Genomic DNA, 15,082 nt, shown 5'->3' on the forward strand with positions numbered 1-15,082 from the left:
TCACATGGGCGACTCGTTCGACTCGGCCTGGTGGCGCGGCTACGCAGCTCAGCTGCGGTCGATCGCGGACGCCCGCCGCCCGGACCGGCTCGCGATCATGCCGCTCGACGAAACCCTCAAGGCCCTCGGCAAGCAGACCGAGCTCGACGAAGGCGTCTACGACGTGCCGGTGGAGGGCATCGTCGGCACGGTCGCCCGCGTCGGCGACTTCGACCGCGAGTTCCGGCCGCGCAACCGGGCGCTTCGCGAGCGCTGGGAGCAGCTGACGCGGACGTCGGCGGACCTGCCGCCGGTGCGGCTCGTGCGGCTTTCCGAAATGTTCTTCGTCGAGGACGGCCACCACCGCGTCGGCATCGCCCGCGCCCGCGGCGCCCGGACCATCCGCGCGCGGGTCCGCTGGATCAGCACGGTCGCCTGCGCGCTGCGCTGCCTGACGCTCGCCGACCTGCCGTCGAAGACCGCCGAGCGGATGTTCCTCGAGCGCGTGCCGCTGCCCGACGACGTCCGCCTCGGGCTGTGGCTCGACGATCCGGCCGACTGGTTCCGGCTCGCCGACTCGGCCGAGGCCTGGGGTTTCCGCCGTATGCTGGCCGGACGGCCGGTGCGCAGCCGCGGCGAACTGGCCGGCTCCTGGTGGCGCGAGGAGGTCGAACCGGTGCTCGAACAGGTACGGCAACGCGGATTGTGCCCGCCACCACGAGATATCCAGACGTATCTGAGCTATGGTCTAGACCATGTCTGAGCTTGAAGCCGCCGCGGGGTCCCTGTCGGGGGTCGCCGTCAGCCCTGGTCGCGCGAGTGGTCCCGTCGTCCGCGTCGCGGAGCCGCTCGGCGAGCCCGCCGCCACGCCCGCCCCGGCCGACCCCGCAGCCGAGGCCGCCCGGATCGCGCCCGCCGCCGAAGCCGTCGCCGCGCGGCTGGAGAAGCAGGCCGAGACCGCGACCGGCGAGGCGGCCACGATCCTCATCACCACGGCCGCGATGGCCGCCGACCCGGCGCTCGCCGCGCAGGCCCAGCAGCTCGTCCAGACGCAGGGACTGCCCGCTGCGCGCGCTGTCTACCAGGCGGCCGAGGGCTTCGCCGAAGCGCTGGCCGCGGCCGGCGGGTACATGGCCGAGCGCGTCCAAGACGTCCGAGACGTGCGCGACCGGCTGATCGCCGAACTGCTCGGCATCGCACCGCCGGGCGTCCCCGAGCTGGCGACGCCGAGCGTGCTGGTCGCCCGCGACCTGGCCCCGGCCGACACCGCGGGCCTCGACCCGGCGAAGGTCCTCGCCCTGGTCACCGAGGAAGGCGGCCCCACCAGCCACACCGCGATCCTGGCGCGAGCGCTGGGCATCCCCGCGGTCGTGGCGGTGCGCGGCCTGCTGGCACTGGACGCGCAAGCGCTTGCGGTCGACGGCGACACGGGCGTGGTCGAGGTCGCGGACCCGTCGGCCCCGGTCGTCGCGGCCACGGTGGCCCAGCGCGCCGAGTGGAACGGCACGGGCGCCACGGCGGACGGCCACCGCGTGAAGGTCTACGGCAACGTCGGCTCCCCGGCGGATGCCCAGGCAGCGGCGGACGCGGGCGCCGAAGGGGTCGGCCTGTTCCGCACCGAGTTCTGCTACCTCGACGCCTCGGACGAACCCTCGGTCGCCGACCAGCGCGCGGCGTACACGGCGGTGCTCGCCCCGTTCCGCGGCAAGCCGGTGATCGTCCGGACCCTCGACGCGGGCGCCGACAAGCCGCTGGCGTTCCTGTCCCCGGAAGCCGAGCCGAACCCAGCGCTGGGTGTCCGGGGCCTGCGCGTGGCGTTCGACCGGCCGGAGGTGCTCGACCGCCAGCTCGAGGCCATCGCGGGTGCGGCGGATGATTCGGGCGCGGAGGTCTCGGTGATGGCCCCGATGGTGGCCACGGTGGAGGAAGCGGCCTGGTTCGCAGAGCGCGTCCGCGCGGCGGGGATCGCCCGGGCGGGCGTGATGATCGAGATCCCGGCGGCGGCGCTGACGGCTCGCGAGATCCTCGAAGCGGTGGACTTCGTGTCGGTGGGCACGAACGACCTCGCCCAGTACACCTTCGCGGCGGACCGCCAGCTGGGCGCGGTGGCGAAGCTGAACGACCCGTGGCAGCCGGGTCTGTTGCGCTTGCTGAAGCTGATCGGCGACGCGGCCAAGGCCACGGGCAAACCGGCCGGAGTGTGCGGCGAAGCGGCGGCGGACCCGAGGCTGGCGCTGGTCCTGGCCGGGCTGGGGCTGACGAGCTTGTCGATGAACGCCCCGGCGGTCCGAGCCGTCGGAGCCAGCCTGGCGGCGGCGACGCTCGCAGAGTGCGAGGCCCTGGCGGAAGCAACCCTGGCAACGGCGAACCCGGCAGCAGCCCGCGCGGCGGCCCGCCCCTGACGCAGGGACGGCGACCCGCCCGCGGCGCGGCCGGGTCGCCCAGGCGCGGTGTCGTGAGCGCCAGCTCGCTTGCCCGCCTTGAGTTGGGTTGCGTCGGTCCGGATTGCGGCGGGGTTGAGGCGCGTTGATCAGGCAACCGCCTCAGCTCGGCTCGCCCACTGGCTCACCATCGCCGAGTTCCGGCCCTCGGCCGATCCCACCGGAACCGGCTAGCGCTGATCGGGCCTGCACGGGCCTCGCCAGTGCTGGTGTTGCCCTGCCCGGAGCTGGCCAGCGCTGATCGGGCCTGCCCGGGTCCAGCCTGTGCTGGTGTTGCCCTGCCAAGCCGCTCGCCAGCTAGCTCCGCAAGCCCTCTGACCTGCCGATCTTGCTCGGCCCGCTCGTTTCGCCCCAGCGCGAATCATCCCCACCCGCAGGGGCGCCCCCCCACTTTCAGTCTATCGGTCATCACCGACAGTTCCGATCTGTGCGAACCTGAACCAGCGTGGTTGTCCACATTGATCGAGGGGTGTGGGCAACCCGCCCGACCTCCCGAAGGCCGTCCCGAAGAACAACGGGGCGGCCTTCGCCGTGTTCAGAAAAATTCGCGAACGATGTCGATCCCACCGCCACCCACTCGACGACCAAGCAAGAGCCCCCAGTCGAGAGGACCGACCATGACCGCCACCACCACCGCCGCAGTTCCCGCCGGGGAGGCCGCGGATGTCAGGGCCGGGCGCCGGGAATGGGTTGGGCTGGCCGTTCTCGCCCTGCCCACCCTGCTCGTCTCGCTGGATGTCTTCGTCCGCGTCCTCGCCCTTCCGAAACTCGCGCTCAGCCTGCACGCCGACGGCACCGAACAGCTCTGGATCATGGACACCTACGGCTTCATGGTCGCCGGCTTCATGGTCACCATGGGTACCCTCGGCGACCGCGTCGGGCGGCGGAAACTGCTGCTCGCCGGGGCCGCCGCCTTCGGGGCCGCCTCCGTTGTCGCCGCCTTCTCGACCAGTGCCGGGATGCTGATCGCCGCCCGGGCCGCGCTCGGGATCGCTGGGGCCACCCTTGCTCCTTCGACCCTCTCGCTCATCGGGACCATGTTCGTCAACCCGCGGCAGCGGGCCGAGGCCATCGGGATCTGGGCCGGCTGCTTCACCGTCGGTGCCATCGTCGGGCCGATGGTCGGCGGGTTCCTGCTCGAGCACTTCTGGTGGGGTTCGGTCTTCCTGCTCGGCGTCCCGGCCATGGTCGTCCTGCTCGTCATCGGCCCGAAGCTGCTGCCGGAGTACCGGGACGAGACCGCCGGGCGGCTCGACCTGCCGAGCGTCGCACTGTCGCTCGGGGCCATCCTGCCCGTCGTCTACGGCGTCAAGGAGCTCGCCCGGGACGGCTTCCGGCTCGTTCCGCTGCTCGCCCTCGCCATCGGCCTCGTCATCGGCTACGTCTTCGTGCAGCGGCAGCGGACGCTCGCCGACCCGCTCGTCGACTTCAGCCTCTTCGCCGCCAAGGCCTTCCGGACCGCGCTCGGCGGGATGCTGCTGTTCAGCATGCTCGGCGGCACCACCATGCTGTTCGTCGCCCAGTTCTTCCAGCTCGCGCAGCACCTCTCGCCGGTCGGGGCCGCTCTCGGGCTGCTGCCGGGGATGGCCGCCTCGACCGTCAGCTTCCTCGCCGCTCCCGTCCTCGCCCGGCGGGTCCGGACCGGCGCATTGATCGCGAGCGGGGTCGCCCTCGCCGCCGCCGGGATGGCGATCCTCGCCTTCGTCGACCCGGCGGCCGGACCGGTTTGGCCGTCGCTCGGGTTCGCCGTGACGTCGCTGGGGGTCGGGCCGATGGTCGCGCTCGGCACCGATCTGGTCGTCGGCTCGGTTCCGGTGCGCAAGGCGGGCGCCGCCGCTTCGCTGGCCCAGACCGTCAACGAGTTCGGCTACGCCTTCGGCCTCGCCACCGCCGGCACGCTGGGCAACGCCGTCGCCCGCGCGCACGGCCTGCCCGCCGGGCTGCACGTCGTCGCCGGGGTGGCCGCCGTCGCGTTCGCCGCCCTCGTCTGGTTCGCCGCGCGGAACCTGCGGCCCGCCGCCTGAACGAAAGCGAAGGCCTCCCCACCCGATGCCTGGGTGGGGAGGCCTTCTTGACGCCGGGGGCAGAGGGGCCCCGGCTAGCCGAAGAGGCCGCGCCTCGGGTGCCGGACCACCAGCGAACCGCCGTGGACCCGGCCGCTCAGCACGTACCGCGGGTTGCCCATCCGCCCGTTGCTGCGGGTCTTGTCCTCCATCGAGCCGAACTTGACGTCGCCGATGGCGTTCAGGTCCACCGCCGCGTGCTCCGGGATGATGATCTCGACCGAGCCCCACTTGGCGTCCAGCTCGATGTGCACCACCGGCGACTGCACCTGGGCCTCGGTGAAGTCGAGCTTCGTCGAGCCGTACTTGTTGCGCACCACCAGCTCGGACGGCACCACCCACGGCCCGCCGCGGTGCAGCGACGAGTACTTCGCGTTCAGCTCGACGCGCGGCCCGCCCGCGTAGCCGCTGTAGCCCGCAGGCGCCGCGTACGCCGGCGCGGCGGCCAGGGCCGCGGCCGGGTGGTAGAGGCCGGCGAGGTCGGCCAGCACCGCGTTCAGCTCGCCGCGCGTCCTCGACGCCAGCGCGCGGTCGGTGCGCTCGGTGAACTCGTCGAGGTCGATCATCCCGCGGCCGATCGCCTTCTGCAGCACGCCGACGACGTGCTCGCGTTCGTCGTCCGACACCCGGAGGTCGCGCTCGCTCAACGGCCTCGTTTCGGTCACCGATTCCGCCGCCGCGGTCTCTTCCTCGCCCATGTCCACGATGGTAGAACTGGATTTCTCCAGGGAGATCGGGGGAAAACCCTGAACGGACCCGTAGTCCGCGCCACCGCCGCCGTCGTGGCCGCCGTCCTGCTGGCCGGGTGCACCAACGCCGCACCCCCGCCGCCACCGCCGCCTCCGGGGCCGCTGGCGGAACTCTCCGGCGTCCAGGCGACCGGTGGCATCGGCGTCACCGCGCTCCTGCCGACCGTCACCCCCACCCTGTTCGACGCCGACCGCGGCCCGGTGGCCACCCCGCCCGGCTACCCCGGCGGTGACGTCCAGCTGGACGTGGTGCGCTCCGGCAAGCACGTCGTCCTGACGGTCCGCCCGTCCTACCCCAAGGACGCCGAGCCCTTCGAGATCCTCGAGTACACCGGGCCGTCGAGCCCGCCGCGGTCCCTCGGCCGCGCCTGGTCGGCCGGTCCCGACGCAGCTGGCGAAGGCGTGTGGCTGATCCGGCAGGACGCGCCGGACGACTGCCGGCTCCAGCACGTCTCGTTCGACGGCGGCGAGCTCGGCCGTGGCCAGCCCGCCAGCTGCCGCACCGAGGTGCGGACCGAGACCCGGCACGGCCTGCTGATCACCATCAACGCCGACGCCGCCGAATCGACCGACGCCATGATCGAACCGGCGACCGGCCGCACGGTCCGGCAGGCGCCGCGCATCCTCGGCGCCGCCGGCGACTGGCTGCTGCTCGACGGCCTGACCGACCTCACCCTGGTCGACCTGCGGGACGGCAGCAGCAAGAAGCTCAACCGGCCCTCCATCGGCTCGGCACCCGCCGTGGTGCCCTCGCGCGAAGGCTCGATCTGGGCCGTGGACTTCGCGAACCCCGCCTACCGCGCCACCAGCACGCAGACGCGGGACCTCTGGCTGCTGCGCCCGGACGGGCCGACCTGGGACCACGCGCCGGGGATGCCGTTCGTCACCGAGCACCTCAAGCGCGGCGGCGGCTTCGGCTGGTCGGAGGTCGGCGACCTGGTGCTCGCCGACCGCGTGCTGGCCGCCTGGCACCCCGGCGAACCGCAGTGGCGGCTGAGCAAGGCCGCCCTGCCCGCCGGTAACTGGTCGGGCTTCGCCGCCCTGCCCTGAGCCGTCACTCCTCGTCGAGGCCGTGCTCGATCGCGTACCGGGCCAGCTCGACGCGGTTGTGCAGCTGCAGCTTCCGCAGCGTCGACTGCACGTGGTTCTCCACCGTGCGGTGGGACAGCACGAGCCGCTCGGCGATCTGCCGCGCGGTCAGGCCCTTCGCGACCAGGCGCAGGACGTCGGTCTCGCGCTCGGTCAGCCGCGGCGGCTCGGCGCCCTCGGCCGGTGCGTCCGCCATCCGCCGGTACTCGCCGAGCACCAGCCCGGCCAGGCCCGCGGTGAACACCGGGTCGCCCGCCGCGGTCCGGTGGACGGCGTCGACCAGCTCCACCGCGGACGCCGACTTGACCAGGTAGCCGGACGCGCCCGCCTTCACCGCCTCCAGGACGTCCTTGTGCTCGCCGCTCGCCGAGAGCACCAGCACCTTCGTCGACGGCAGCGCCGCGGTGATCTCGCGGGTCGCGTCCACGCCGGAGGTGCTGCCCAGGTTCAGGTCCATCAGGACGACGTCCGGCTGCACGGTACGGGCGATCCGCACCGCCGCGTCGGCGTCCGGTGCGGTCGCCCGCACGTCGAAGCCGTGTTCGGTGAGGTCGCGGGCGACCCCGTCCCGCCAGATCGGGTGGTCGTCGACCACCATCACGGAGATCCGCGGTTCGTCGCTCATCTCGCACCCCTCGTGCTCGGCACCCTGACCTCCCACTCCGTGCCCCGGCCGGGCCCGGTGTCGAGGGTCGCGCTCCCCCCGAGATCGCGGACCCGCCCCCGGATGGATTCCACCACGCCGAGGTGCCCGTCCGCGGCGGCTTGCTCGAGAACGCCGTCCGGTATGCCCGGTCCGTCGTCGCGGATGCTCACCACCACCTCGTCGCCGAGGTCCTCCAGCAGCACCCAGGCGTGCGCGGCCGGGCCCGCGTGCTTCTCCACGTTCGACAGGGCTTCGCGGGTCACCGCGACCAGCTCGCCGGCGACGTGCGCCGGCAGTTCGACGTCGTCCGCCGGCGTCGAGACCTGCACCGACGACGTCGCGAGCACCTGCAGCGCGGCCCGCAGGCTCATCGTGCCGCTGTCGCTCGGCTTGGCCGGCTCGGTCGTCACCAGCGACCGCAGCGCGATCTCCTGCTCGCCGGCCAGCCGGGCCAGCTCCGCCGCTTCGCCGCCGACCTCGTTGCCGCGCTTGCGGACCCGGGCCAGCACCTGCAGGACGCTGTCGTGGATCGACCGCGCCAGCCGCTCGCGCTCGGCCGTCGCCGCTTCCTTCCGCAACGCCTGCTCCAGCCGCGCCGCCGACCGGCGGGCCATCGTCGAAGCCATGCCGACCAGCAGGCCGGCGGCGGCGAGCAGGACGCCGTCGCGGGCGACGTCGAGGTCGAACTTCTCCCGCGCCAGCCCGGTCGCCACGCCGACGACCAGCCCGGCGAGCACCCCGCCGACCGCGCCGAACCGCGCGCCGGCGGCGACCGGCGGCACGGCCGCCCACACCGTGGTGATGAGCGGGACGTTGAGCGCGAACTGTTCGTCGCTGAGCACCCACGGCGAGGTCAGCAGCAGTCCGGTGCCCAGCACGAGGTCGAAGACGACCAGCCACGGCGGCCGCGTCCGCTCGCGCAGGTAGAGGAAGCTGCTCACCACCGACCACACGGCCATCACGCCGAGGATCGCCCACGCCAGCCACTCACGGCGGTACGCGCCGCTCTGGACGATCACCGTGCCGCAGGCGAACCCCCAGGTGAGCACCCGGAAGGCGAGCACGCCCCGCCACATGGGCGTGACGGGGTCGGGAGACCGCCGGAGGGTCACTTTTCGTCGTCGTCTTCGCCGCGGGTCGCCACCGTGGCCCCCGCGGAGCCGGGTTCGGCGTCGTTCGGCTGCGCGGCCTGGTCCTTGAGGACGTCCACCTCGGCCGGGTCCGGGTTGGTCTCGTGCAGCAGCGACCGGACCCCGGCGTTCAGCACGGCCAGCAGCGGCACGGCCAGCAGGGCACCGGCGATCCCGCCCGCGACCAGGCCGGCGGTGATGGCCAGGACGACGGCCAGGGGGTGCAGCTTCACCGCCCGCCCGAGCAGCAGCGGCTGCAGGATGTGGCTCTCCAGCTGCATCACGCCGATCACGATGGCCAGCACGATCACCGCGCCGATGAACCCGTTCGTCACCAGCGCGATCAGGACCGCGACGCCGCCGGTGATGACCGCCCCGATGATCGGGATGAACGCGCCGATGAACACCAGCGTCGCCAGCGGGATCACCAGCGGCACGCCCATGATCCACAGGCCGATGCCGATGCCGACGGCGTCGACCACGGCGACCGCCGCCGTCGCCCGCACGTAGCTGACCAGGGAGGCGAAGCCGCGGCGCCCGGCGACGTCGACGCGGTTGCGGACCCGGGCGGGCACCGCGCGGACCAGGAACGTCCAGATGCCGTCGCCGCCGCTGAGGAAGAAGATCGTGATGAACAGCGTCAGCAGGAAGCCGGTGAGGATCTCGCCGACGGTGCTCGCCGTGGTCAGTGCGGTCGTCGTGATGGACGCCTGGTTGTTCTGGATGAAGCCGATCGCCTGGTTGATGAAGTCCTGGATCTGCTCCTGGCGCAGGTGCGGCGGGCCGTTGAGCAGCCAGTTCTTGATCTGGTCGAGGCTCGCGTTCACCTGCTGCTGCAGCTGGGGCAGGCCGGAGGAGAACTGCGTGACGACGAAGGTCAGCAGCCCGCCCAGCACGGCCAGCCCGGCGATCAGCACGATCGCCGTCGCCAGCCCGCGCGGGAACCTCACCGCCACCAGCTTCTGCACCGCCGGCGCGAGCAGGGCGGACACCAGCAGGGCGATGGACAGCGGGATGACGACCACCGAGAGGTAGCCGATCACCCAGACCACCGCGTACAACGCGGCGGCCACCACGATGAACCGCCACGCCAGTGCCGCGCTGATGCGCAGACCCCGGGGGATCAGCCCGGTGACGTCCTCGTGCTCCGGCAGGAACGGGTCTTCGCGTCGCGCGTGGGTCACGGACTCACCGTAGCGGCTGGACCGCCCGATTCGGCCGTTTTCCGGCGGCCGCGTCCGACACGCGTGACGGCCAGGGACGATCACCCAACGTCAAGTCGAGTTACACCGTGTGTCTTTCACACGATGGGGGCATCAAGTCGTGTCGAGGGTGCGCGCCGCGCCGCCGGTTTGATTAGGTCGCTTCCGCAACGACCGGATCACGAACCGAGTACGAGGAGACGACGAGTGGCGAACACCGCGACGAACGAGGGGCAGGGCGCGAACCGCGTCGGCCGTCTCGTGTCGCGTGCGCTGCTCGTCCTCGGTGGCGCGATGGCGGGCACCGCCGTCGCGTGGGTCGTCTCCGACGCCGCCGCTTCCGCCGACACCGTCCAGGTGGGCACCGCTTCCGTCACCCCGGTCACCGACGCCACGACGGCCGGCATCGGCGACGCGAGCCGCGGCACCGGGCACTTCGCGGGCGAGGTCGCCGGCGGGGTCGCCGACGCCGCCTGCCACCAGGACGCGACGACGTGGAGCGAGCCGCAGGCCCCGCGCTGCGGCCGCACCGACGCCGGCGCGGTCGGGCACGAGGTCTCCGAGACGGTCGACGCCTCGGTCACCGACCTCGCCGACGACGCGGTGCTGAGCCCGGCCCAGCGCACCCTCGGCGCCGTCGAGCACATCGTGCGCAAGCCCGAGGACACCCGCCAGGTCGTCGAGCAGACCATCGCCCCCGCGCCGGAGACCGACTTCGGCCGCCAGGTGTGGCAGCTGCTCGACCCGGCAGGCCACGGCGACCTGGTCCCGCTCCCCAGCCTCCCGGGCACCGCCCCGGTCGAGGAGGAGCCGGTGACCTCCGGTCCCGGTGAGGTCGCGGGCGAGCCCGCCGTCTCCACCGTTGAACTTCCCGCCGCGCTGCGAGCCGCGCTCGCGATGCCGGTGGGTGGAGAGCACGACGGCACCGGTGCCGCGGGTCAGTCCCGCGACGGGCACCGTGACCTGCCGTCGCCGCTGACTCCGGCGCAGCTTCCGATCGCGCCGGCCGTCCCCACCGCCCCGGGTGGCACCACGACCCCCGGTGGGCACCTCGACGGGTTCAACTTCGGCGTCCCCTTCTGGACGACCGAAGCCGTCGACTCCGCTGTCGCGGCGATGAGCCGCGCCGGCCTGCGCCACTCGCTGCGCACCCCGGGCGAACAGCCCGGCGTCACTCCTGACTGAACACCTCCCTCCACGGGTCGCTGACGCACCCACATCCGTCCTTCTTTGACGGCTTGGCGTCCGCGCAATTCCCGTGACACGGCGGTGCGCTTTTTCGCGCCCGCAAGAAGTTCCACCTCCCCCCTGGTGCGGCTCGGACTCATCCGTTTCGACGAGCGCACCCCCATGAACCCGCAAGGGAACCCGAAATAAAGGAGAAAAACCCCATGCAGACGTGGGCAAAGCGCGGACTCCAGACCGCATTTGTCACGGGTGGGTTGCTGATGCTGGGCACCGGCATCGCCTCGGCTGACGAGAACGTCAACCCTGACACCCCTGCCTCGCCGCTCGACCTGAACGTCACGGCTCCGATCCAGGAGTCCAACAACGCGGTCGGCACCCCCTTCGGCCAGCTGGACCTGCCCGCCGGGCAGACGGAGCTGAGCACCAAGCCGGTCACCGGCGCGGCGAACGACGCTGCCAAGCAGCTCGACGACGCGAGCCCGATCAGCGAGAGCACCCTCGGCGGCACCTTCTCGCGGGCCGGTGGTGGCGGCGGCGGTTTCACCCCGAGCCACAACAACCTCAAGGGCAACAAGGTCACGGGCGACGTCGTCGTCCCGATCCAGATCGTCGACAACGCGATCGGTGTCCTCGGTGACGCGACCGTCGCCGGCGGCAACCACTCGCAGACCTGGTCGCACGACCAGGACGTCAAGACGACCGGCCAGGACTCCAGCCTCGCCGGCAACGCCGTCGTCCTCGACTGGGCGCTCCCCGTCCAGATCGCCGGCAACGGCGGCGGGGTCGCCGGCGGCACCGGCCGGGTGATCGGCGGGTCGGCCAGCCAGAGCACCACCGAGACCGGGGACGTCGACACCAACGGCGACGGCTCCGCCCTCTCCGGCAACGTGGTGGCCGGCCAGTTCGCCACCCCGGTGCAGGTGACCGGCAACGCCGCTTCCTACCTGCTCGGCAACGGGCAGAGCCACGGCTACCACGCCGACACCGTCGCCACCTCCGGCGGCTCGCTGCTGAGCTCCGGCGACCAGGCCTCCGGGTCGGGCAACGTGGTCGGCGCGCCGATCGCCCTGCCGGTCAAGTTCAACTGCAACTCCGGTGCGGTGTGGGGCTCGCTGTCGAACTCCGACGGCTGCCACAACTCGGCCGACGCCACGGCCGGCGCCACCCGCAAGGGCAGCCTCGGCATCCCGACCTACCTCGAGACCAGCGGCGACGACTCGTTCCTGTCCGGCAACGGCGGGGCGGCCTCGCTCTCCCCGATCGCGAACGTCGCGGGTGTCGCGGGCTCGTGGATCGGCAACGCCTCGGCGGGCATCCCCTGCGCCGGCAGTTCCTCCAGCACTGTCGACTCGGGTGGCTTCGTCAAGACGACCGGTGACAACTCGAGCGGGTCGGGCAACGTCCTCAACCCGTCGGTCGCGCTGCCGGTCGAGGCCTTCGGCATCGGTGGCACGTACATCGGCCAGGCGAACGCGGTCCACGACAACACGACCGACGCCAACGCCGGCAACGGCAGCTACACCAAGGGCAACGACGCCTTCCTCGGCGGCAACATCGTCAACACCCAGGCCGCGGGCGCGCCCGAGGTCTTCGGCATCGGCGGCAGCCACATCGGCAACGCCACCGGCAAGGCGACCGAGGACAAGACGGTCACCGCCGGCGCGTACGACGGCACGCAGGGCGCCAACTCCTCCGGCTCGGGCAACATCGTCCAGGTCCCGGTGGGCCTGCCCGCCGAGGTCTTCGGCATCGGTGGCTCGTTCATCGGCCAGGGCTCCGGCGCGGCCGACGAGACCAAGGTCGTCTCCGGCGGCGGCGGTGGCAGCACCGTGGACGACGGCGGCTTCCTGAGCTCGAACCTGGGCACCGTCCCGCTGTCGACCCCGGTGCAGGCGGCCAACATCGGTGGCGCCCTCATCGGCCAGGGCCACGGCAAGGGCTCGACCGACACGACGTCCAACGCGGGCGGCGGCGTCAAGGCCCACGGCCCGGCGGGCGCCGGCGCGGGCAACATCATCGAGGCCCCGGTCGCGCTGCCGGTGCAGGCGATGGGCGTCGGTGGCGCGCTCGGCGGCATCGGCACCGGTGAGAACGACAACATCACCGACGCGACGGCGGGCGGCGACGCCGTGACCGACGGCCGCGACGGTGCGCTGACCGGCAACATCGTGAAGGCCCCGATCGCGGGCGCCGGCTCGGTCTTCGGCGACGGGGTCGCCGGGGGCGCGCTGGGCACCGGCGTCGGCACCAACGACGTCAGCTCGGTGGCCGGCGGCGACGCCACCACCAGCGGCGACCGCGGCAGCGTGGCCGGCAACATCATCGGCGCCGACCCGCTGGCGGTGGCGCAGGTCTTCGGTGACGCCGTCAGCGCGGCGGGTGTCGCCAAGGGCGCCGGCATCAACATGACGGACGTCCGGAACGCGGGCGACGACACCACCTCCGGTGTCGAGGGCGCGATCTCCGGCAACATCCTCGACCTGCCGGTGACCGCGATCGCGCAGCTGTTCGGCGACGCGGTGACCGTGGGCGGCGTGGCGCACGCCGTCGGCGAGAACACGCTGACCACGCACAACGGTGGCAAGGCCGTCACCGCGGGCGACCAGTCCGCGCTGTCGGGCATCAACGGCTACCACGCGTTCGCGCTCCCGGTGCAGATCTTCGGCGTGCCGCTCGAGCTGCTCGGGGTGGCCACCGCCTACGCGACCGACGTGACCAGCATCGACGAAGAGACCGCGGACCCGATCGCGTTCCCGGCCGAGGGTTCGGAGCTGGCGGCGGACGAGCTGCCGTCGCTGGCCGCGCTCCGCAGCGGCCTGCCCACCACGGGTGGCCTGCCGTCGGTGGACGGGCTGATGGGCAAGCTGCCCGTCGCCGGCCTGGCCGGTGGCCTGCCGTCGCTGGACTCGCTGACCGGTCTGCTGCACACGGCCAACCTGTCCACCGAGGGGCTGCCCACCCAGGGTCTGCCCATGCGGGGTCTCCCCGCGGTGAGCGGGCTCGCGAGCAACGTGCCGACCGCCGGGCTGCCCACCCAGGGCCTGCCCGCGCTGCCGGTCGCGGCTCCGCTGGCCACCGAGCGCGCCGACCTGGCGCAGCTGCCGGCTCCGGCCCTGCCGAAGCCGGCCCTGCCCACCGCTTCGGTGCTGCCCGCGGTGAACGGCCTGTCCTCGCTGGGCTCGCTCGGCGGCCACGGCACCGAGCGTGCGGACGTGCCGGCCGCGGGCCTGCCGGCCCTGGGTGGCGTTCCGGCGCTGCCGAAGCCGGCCCTGCCGGCGCTGCCCACCGCGCTGCCCGCGGTGAACGGCCTGTCGTCGCTGTCCTCGCTGGGCTCGCTCGGCGGCCACGGCACCGAGCGTGCGGACGTGCCGGCCACCGGCCTGCCCGTCGCGGTCCCGGCCCTGCCGGCCGCCGCGCCGACCGCGCTGCCGGTGAACGCCAAGCTGCCGGTGCTGGACAGCACCCCGCAGGTCCCGGCCCTCTCGGGCCTGGACTCCACCGGCTTCCTCGCGAAGCTGATGGGCCTGGTGAAGCGCAAGTAGTGCGGTGAAGCCGGCGGGCTCTGCGGAGCCCGCCGGCCCACGAACCCCGCTGTCACGGCGGCCGGCGCTCCACCGCGCCGCGAGGGCGACCTCGCACGGAGCGCCGCTCTCGCCGCGACCGCGGCCGCGGGCCACCCGCGAACACCGAATAGCTCTCCTTCCCTGGAGACGACGAGCCCCAGGAGCCAGCCGGCTCCTGGGGCTCGCTCGCGTCCCGGGTCAGGTCAGGAGAACTGGAGGGACCGCTTGGCCAGGCCGTGCCAGAAGCCGTCGATCACCGTGCGGCCGGAACTCTCCTCCGAGGTGGCGCCGAGGGAGACGAACAGCGGCGCGAAGTGCTCGATCCGCGGGTGCGCGAGCGTCGCCGCGGGGGCCTTGTGCCGGAAGTCCAGCAGCGTGTCGACGTCACCGCTGTGCAGGACCTCGGCACCCCAGTGGTCGAACTCGGCCGACCACGCGGGCGGTGTCCCGTCGGTGGCGCGGGCCATGCCGCTCAGGTTGTGGGTGAAGAAGCCGCTGCCGATGATCAGCACGCCTTCGTCGCGCAGCGGCGCGAGCTTGCGGCCGAGGTCGAACAGCTCCTGCGGGTCGAGCGAGGGCATCGAGACCTGCAGCACCGGGATGTCCGCGTCCGGGTACATCTCGACGAGCGGCACGTAAGCGCCGTGGTCGAGGCCGCGCTCCGGCGCGTCGTGCACCGGCGTCTCCGTGGTGCGGAGCAGCTTCCGGACCTTCTCCGCGAGCTCCGGCGCGCCGGGCGCCGCGTACTTCACCTGGTAGTAGCGCTCGGGAAAGCCCCAGAAGTCGTACACCAGGGGGACGGTCGTCGTCGCCCCGATGGTCAGCGGCGCCTCTTCCCAGTGCGCCGACACGATCAGGATCGCTCGGGGCCGCGGCAGCTCGGCGGACCACCCGGCCAGCTGACGGGTCCACGTCGTGTCGTCGGCGAGCGGCGGGGCACCGTGGCTGAGGTAGAGAACCGGCGTGCGGGTCATCGAGCGCTCCAGTTGTTGAAGTTTCAACTACTAGCGTATCCGACGCCGGAGCGTGCCG

11 protein-coding genes are annotated in these 15,082 nt (G+C 73.0%); 6 read left to right on the forward strand and 5 right to left on the reverse strand.

Features of this window, described 5'->3' with window-relative positions; translation table 11 throughout:
• The first annotated feature begins 4 nt into the window (after positions 1–4).
• The 3 genes from ABZX11_RS01565 to ABZX11_RS01575 all read left to right on the forward strand — a co-directional run bounded on the left by ABZX11_RS01565 (position 5) and on the right by ABZX11_RS01575 (position 4,444).
• Complete coding sequence (locus ABZX11_RS01565; RefSeq protein WP_354908857.1) at positions 5–742, forward strand: hypothetical protein; 738 nt, start codon at positions 5–7, stop codon at positions 740–742.
• On the forward strand, positions 735–2,381 hold the full coding sequence (gene ptsP / locus ABZX11_RS01570; RefSeq protein WP_354908860.1) for a phosphoenolpyruvate--protein phosphotransferase: 1,647 nt from the start codon (positions 735–737) through the stop codon (positions 2,379–2,381). The genes ABZX11_RS01565 and ptsP overlap by 8 nt, the downstream gene beginning before the upstream one ends.
• Before the next feature lie 656 nt (positions 2,382–3,037).
• A complete protein-coding gene (locus tag ABZX11_RS01575) occupies positions 3,038–4,444 on the forward strand; it encodes an MFS transporter (RefSeq protein WP_354908862.1) in 1,407 nt (468 codons plus the stop codon).
• Positions 4,445–4,518: 74 nt separating this feature from the next.
• On the opposite strand, the gene ABZX11_RS01580 is transcribed toward ABZX11_RS01575, so the two are convergent.
• Positions 4,519–5,181: a DUF1707 domain-containing protein gene (locus ABZX11_RS01580; RefSeq protein WP_176173884.1), complete on the reverse strand. Its 663-nt coding sequence runs from the start codon at positions 5,179–5,181 to the stop codon at positions 4,519–4,521.
• Positions 5,182–5,265: 84 nt separating this feature from the next.
• Here ABZX11_RS01580 and ABZX11_RS01585 point away from each other — a divergent pair, with 84 nt between their 5' ends.
• Positions 5,266–6,282, forward strand: coding sequence for a hypothetical protein (locus tag ABZX11_RS01585; protein WP_176173885.1), 1,017 nt, complete (start codon positions 5,266–5,268; stop codon positions 6,280–6,282).
• A gap of 4 nt (positions 6,283–6,286) precedes the next feature.
• Here ABZX11_RS01585 and ABZX11_RS01590 read toward each other — a convergent pair whose 3' ends face one another.
• The 3 genes from ABZX11_RS01590 to ABZX11_RS01600 are packed head-to-tail and all read right to left on the reverse strand — an operon-like array spanning position 6,287 to position 9,281.
• Positions 6,287–6,946, reverse strand: a complete 660-nt coding sequence (locus ABZX11_RS01590; RefSeq protein WP_176173886.1) for a response regulator transcription factor — start codon at positions 6,944–6,946, stop codon at positions 6,287–6,289.
• A complete protein-coding gene (locus ABZX11_RS01595) occupies positions 6,943–8,043 on the reverse strand; it encodes a DUF5931 domain-containing protein (RefSeq protein ID WP_354908866.1) in 1,101 nt (366 codons plus the stop codon). Before ABZX11_RS01595 ends, ABZX11_RS01590 begins: the two co-directional genes overlap by 4 nt.
• Before the next feature lie 32 nt (positions 8,044–8,075).
• A complete protein-coding gene (locus ABZX11_RS01600; protein ID WP_176173888.1) occupies positions 8,076–9,281 on the reverse strand; it encodes an AI-2E family transporter in 1,206 nt (401 codons plus the stop codon).
• A gap of 225 nt (positions 9,282–9,506) precedes the next feature.
• Here ABZX11_RS01600 and ABZX11_RS01605 point away from each other — a divergent pair, with 225 nt between their 5' ends.
• Positions 9,507–10,484, forward strand: a complete 978-nt coding sequence (locus ABZX11_RS01605; protein ID WP_354908869.1) for a hypothetical protein — start codon at positions 9,507–9,509, stop codon at positions 10,482–10,484.
• Between the two features lie 206 nt (positions 10,485–10,690).
• Complete coding sequence (locus ABZX11_RS01610) at positions 10,691–14,029, forward strand: PE-PGRS family protein (RefSeq protein WP_354908872.1); 3,339 nt, start codon at positions 10,691–10,693, stop codon at positions 14,027–14,029.
• A gap of 224 nt (positions 14,030–14,253) precedes the next feature.
• On the opposite strand, the gene ABZX11_RS01615 is transcribed toward ABZX11_RS01610, so the two are convergent.
• Positions 14,254–15,024 carry a class III extradiol ring-cleavage dioxygenase gene (locus ABZX11_RS01615; protein ID WP_176173890.1) on the reverse strand — a complete coding sequence of 257 codons (771 nt, stop codon included), beginning with the start codon at positions 15,022–15,024 and terminating at the stop codon, positions 14,254–14,256.
• Between the last annotated feature and the right edge of the window lie 58 nt (positions 15,025–15,082).

This window comes from Amycolatopsis sp. NPDC004169, from assembly GCF_040610315.1.
GTDB lineage: Bacteria > Actinomycetota > Actinomycetes > Mycobacteriales > Pseudonocardiaceae > Amycolatopsis.

Bases quoted from the DNA above. Each gene is read 5' to 3' on its own strand.
- ABZX11_RS01565 (WP_354908857.1), top strand. From the start codon at position 5: ATGGGCGACTCGTTCGACTCGGCCTGGTGGCGCGGCTACGCAGCTCAG.
- ptsP (WP_354908860.1), top strand. From the start codon at position 735: ATGTCTGAGCTTGAAGCCGCCGCGGGGTCCCTGTCGGGGGTCGCCGTC.
- ABZX11_RS01575 (WP_354908862.1), top strand. From the start codon at position 3,038: ATGACCGCCACCACCACCGCCGCAGTTCCCGCCGGGGAGGCCGCGGAT.
- ABZX11_RS01580 (WP_176173884.1), bottom strand. From the start codon at position 5,181: ATGGGCGAGGAAGAGACCGCGGCGGCGGAATCGGTGACCGAAACGAGG.
- ABZX11_RS01590 (WP_176173886.1), bottom strand. From the start codon at position 6,946: ATGAGCGACGAACCGCGGATCTCCGTGATGGTGGTCGACGACCACCCG.
- ABZX11_RS01595 (WP_354908866.1), bottom strand. From the start codon at position 8,043: ATGTGGCGGGGCGTGCTCGCCTTCCGGGTGCTCACCTGGGGGTTCGCC.
- ABZX11_RS01610 (WP_354908872.1), top strand. From the start codon at position 10,691: ATGCAGACGTGGGCAAAGCGCGGACTCCAGACCGCATTTGTCACGGGT.
- ABZX11_RS01615 (WP_176173890.1), bottom strand. From the start codon at position 15,024: ATGACCCGCACGCCGGTTCTCTACCTCAGCCACGGTGCCCCGCCGCTC.